Origin of the sequence: Serratia sp. Ag1, from assembly GCF_000743355.1 — a bacterium.
Taxonomy (GTDB): domain Bacteria; phylum Pseudomonadota; class Gammaproteobacteria; order Enterobacterales; family Enterobacteriaceae; genus Chania.
The window spans coordinates 1-3,893 of sequence record NZ_JQEI01000043.1; the positions used below are offsets into that span (position 1 = coordinate 1).

At 53.2% G+C, this 3,893-nt stretch carries 1 protein-coding gene; it reads left to right on the forward strand.

From position 1 onward, the window contains the following. Positions 1–901: 901 nt before the first annotated feature. A partial coding sequence (locus tag IV04_RS21585; protein WP_161782110.1) for an inverse autotransporter beta domain-containing protein occupies positions 902–3,893 on the forward strand: 2,992 nt, incomplete at its 3' end.

Genomic DNA, 3,893 nt, shown 5'->3' on the forward strand with positions numbered 1-3,893 from the left:
ATTACGGGACACACCCTAGTGGTCGTGGGTTGTGGCTTCGCGGGCTGGTTGTTGAGTGTGACGCTGTGAGATGTTGAGTGTTTTGGTATGGGCAGGCTCAGTTCGCCATCAGAGAAAGGGAACACCAACGCGGGTGTTCCTGTAAGGAATTCAGCGACGGCTGGAATTTACAGTTGTATACAAAAACCTCAAAATATATCGTGCTATAAATTTTTTGCATGTCCAATAAAAAAATGTTGGATTTACAATTTATCGCCATACCTTATATTCCCTCCGTTAATTTATACCCAAATGATTTCAGGTTACAGCTCGGTAAAAATCTAGCGCTGTGGGCTACAAACAACAGACGGTTTTAAAGGGCTAAAGGTATGAGTTAGCCAAGAATAGTCTTAAAAATTAAAGGTGTATTAAAGAGTTTAGGATGATAATAAATAGTCGTTCACTGATTTATTTAAAATCAGGCTTTAATCGAGTGAAGGTTTGTTATTTTACCTAATTAAAAACACTGACTTAATATAATGCTGACTCATTCTTATCAACATCTATTTCGTGGATATACCCTGAATACTTCAGGTTGGACTTATAACCTGATGGTTAGCTTTTATTCTATGAAATTACTGATTATGTAAAACCCTAAAATAGGTCAGGCAAACGCTCTTTGTCTGATCTACAGGTCTATCCAAGTTCATTCAGGTGGCAACAGAACGCAACTGCAGGCACTGGCTCAAATTAGTACCTGCGGGGCTGTTATTGCTTGAATGGTCATGGATGTATGTCATTTCAATTTATCCATAAGGCAGTCGAATTGAATAAGCACAAATTGCCCCCTAGCCGTAGCTCAGGGGCTCTCAAAAAATCTCGAATATCTATCCTGTTAGCCTGGGCGAATATCGTTACGCAGGTGGCATTCCCCCTTAGCCTGGCTTATACCCCAGCGGTCATGGCGGCTCAAAAATCCCATACCGAGGAAGAACAATCGGTGGCTAACGCCGCCACCCGTCTGGCCGGTGTGTTAGCCAGCGGTTCCCCCACCAAGCAGGCTGAGTCTATCGCCCGTGGCGTCGCTTCCCATACCGCAAATGATGCCGTAGAAGGCTGGTTGCAACAATTTGGTTCGGCCAAAGTACAGCTTAATCTGGATGACAAACTTAACCTGAAAGGGAGTCAACTGGATGTTCTGTTACCGCTGGAAGATACGCCAAGTCTGATGACCTTTACCCAACTGGGCACGCGCTACATTGACGATCGCGTCACGCTCAATGCCGGTGTCGGGCAGCGTCATTTTATCGACCAGCAGATGTTTGGCTATAACTTCTTCCTCGACAGAGATCTTCAGGGTCACCACTCGCGTCTGGGTCTGGGGGGGGAATACGCACGCGACTACCTGCGCGTTGCGGCCAACGGCTATTTCGGTATCAGCGGCTGGAAAAACTCTCGCGATCTGGACGGATACGATGAAAAAGCCGCCAATGGTTTTGATATCCGGACCGAAGCCTATCTGCCTTCACTGCCTCAAGTGGGCGGTAAACTGGTTTATGAACAGTATTTCGGTGAGGAAGTCGGTTTATTCGGCAAAGATAAACGGCAATCCGATCCTGCAGCGGTTACTTTCGGCGTCAACTATTCGCCCATTCCTCTGGTGAGCTTAGGGGTCGACCACAAGCAGGGAACCAGCGGAATGGAAGACACCCGCTTCAATCTCTCCTTCAACTATGCGTTAGGTACGCCACTGTCACAGCAGATCGATCCGGCCAACGTTGGCGCGAAGCGCACGCTGGCGGGCAGCCGCTACGAGTTGGTTGACCGCAATAATCAAATTGTTCTGCAATACCGTGAACAGCAGTTACTCAGTGTGGCGATGGATGCGCTGATCCAGGGTGATTCAGGCCAGACCGTTACACTGCCTGTCAGGGTCAATAGCAAAAACGGCATTGCCTCGTTCGAATGGCAGTCTGACCTGCTGACCGCTGCAGGCGGGAAAATCGTGCCTAACGGCAGTGGGTGGCAGGCGGTGTTGCCAGCGTATAGCTTGCTGGGCAATAACAGCTACCCGATCAGCGTGACCGTCGTGGATCAATCAGGTAACCGTTCCGAGCCTGCGAAGGCAGAGCTGGTGGTGACCGGGTTCGGCGTTGCGGCCAGCTCCGCGCTGGCGATTAAGAATGCCCGTTTGCCCGCAGACGGTCGTTCCACCACCCAGGTTGAGTTATCACTGAAAGACGGTAGTGGGCACCCCATCAGCGGGATTGCTGGCCAGATAGCACTCAGCAGTGAGTTCCAGGCCCCTGGCGCTGCCAACAAAATCAGCCCGGCATCCGCCGCCGTTGCACAACCCATCGCTCATCAGATCGGTGAGATCACTGAATCTACCGACCGCCCAGGCACCTATCTGGCGACCTTTACCGCAGGCAGCAGCGCGGGCGTTGTGAAGATCGAGGCCAAAATTTCCGGCACGGCTATTGCCGCACAACAGGCTACCGTGACGCTTCTGGCGGACAGTGCGAGCGCCACGATCGATAAGAATGGCCTGTCGGGTAACATGGGCAGCACTCTGGCTAACGGCACCGATGTGAACACCGTGCAGTTACCGGTGAAAGATGCCAACGGCAACCCGCTCGCCGGTTACGAGGTGGTCTTTACCGTGACCAACCCGGACGGCACCACCCGCCAGCAAACGGTGATCACCGATGAGAACGGTATTGCCACCTTGCCGGTCACCAGTGACAAAGCGGGCAATGTGAAGGTCGAAGCCAACGTGGGTGGCGTGACCAGCAGCACCGAGCTGAAGTTTGTGGCTGACACCAGTTCGGCCAAAATTGACCAGAATGGCATGACGGCAGGGACTGACAACGCCTTGGCCAACGGCACTGATGTCAACACCGTTCAGTTGCCAGTGAAAGACGCGCAAGGTAACCCACTGGCAGGTTTTGACGTGGTGTTTACCATCACGAATCCAGACGGCACCACCCGGCAGCAGACGGTGACCACCGACGCTAACGGTATTGCTGTTCTGCCTGTCAGCAGCACCCAAGCAGGTGATGTGAAAGTGGAAGCCAGCGTAGGTGGTGTTACCACCAAGAGCACGCTGCACTTCGTGGCTGACATCAGCACCGCAACTATCGATCAGAACGGCCTTACTGCGGGCACCGGCAACACCCTGGCTAACGGCACCGACGTGAACACTGTGCAGTTGCCGGTCAAGGATGCCAACGGCAACCCGATCGCTGGTTATGAGGTGGTCTTTACCGTGACCAACCCGGACGGTAGCACCCGTCAACAGACGGTGATCACCGATGCCAACGGTATCGCCACTCTGCCTGTCAGCAGTGATAAAGCGGGTAATGTGAAAGTGGAAGCCAACGTGGGCGGTGTCACCAGCAGTACCGATCTGACGTTCGTGGCCGACAGCAGCACTGCGAACATCGATCAGAATGGCCTGACCGCGAACGCTGGTGATACCAAGGCTAACGGCACCGATGTGAACACCGTGCAGTTACCGGTGAAGGATGCCAACGGCAACCCGATTGCGGGTTATGAGGTGGTGTTTACCGTGACCAACCCGGATGGCAGCACGCGTCAACAGACGGTGACCACTGATGCCAACGGTATCGCCACTCTGCCAGTCAGCAGTGATAAAGCCGGTAACGTGAAAGTGGAAGCCAACGTGGGCGGCGTGACCAGCAGCACCGAGCTGAAATTTGTGGCCGACATCAGCACCGCGACCATCGATCAGAATGGCATGACGGCAGGGTCTGGTGACACCCCGGCTAACGGCAGCGACGTGAACGTTGTGCAGTTACCGGTCAAGGATGCCAACGGCAACCCGATTGCGGGTTATGAGGTGGTGTTTACCGTGACCAACCCGGATGGTAGCACCCGTCAACAGACGGTGA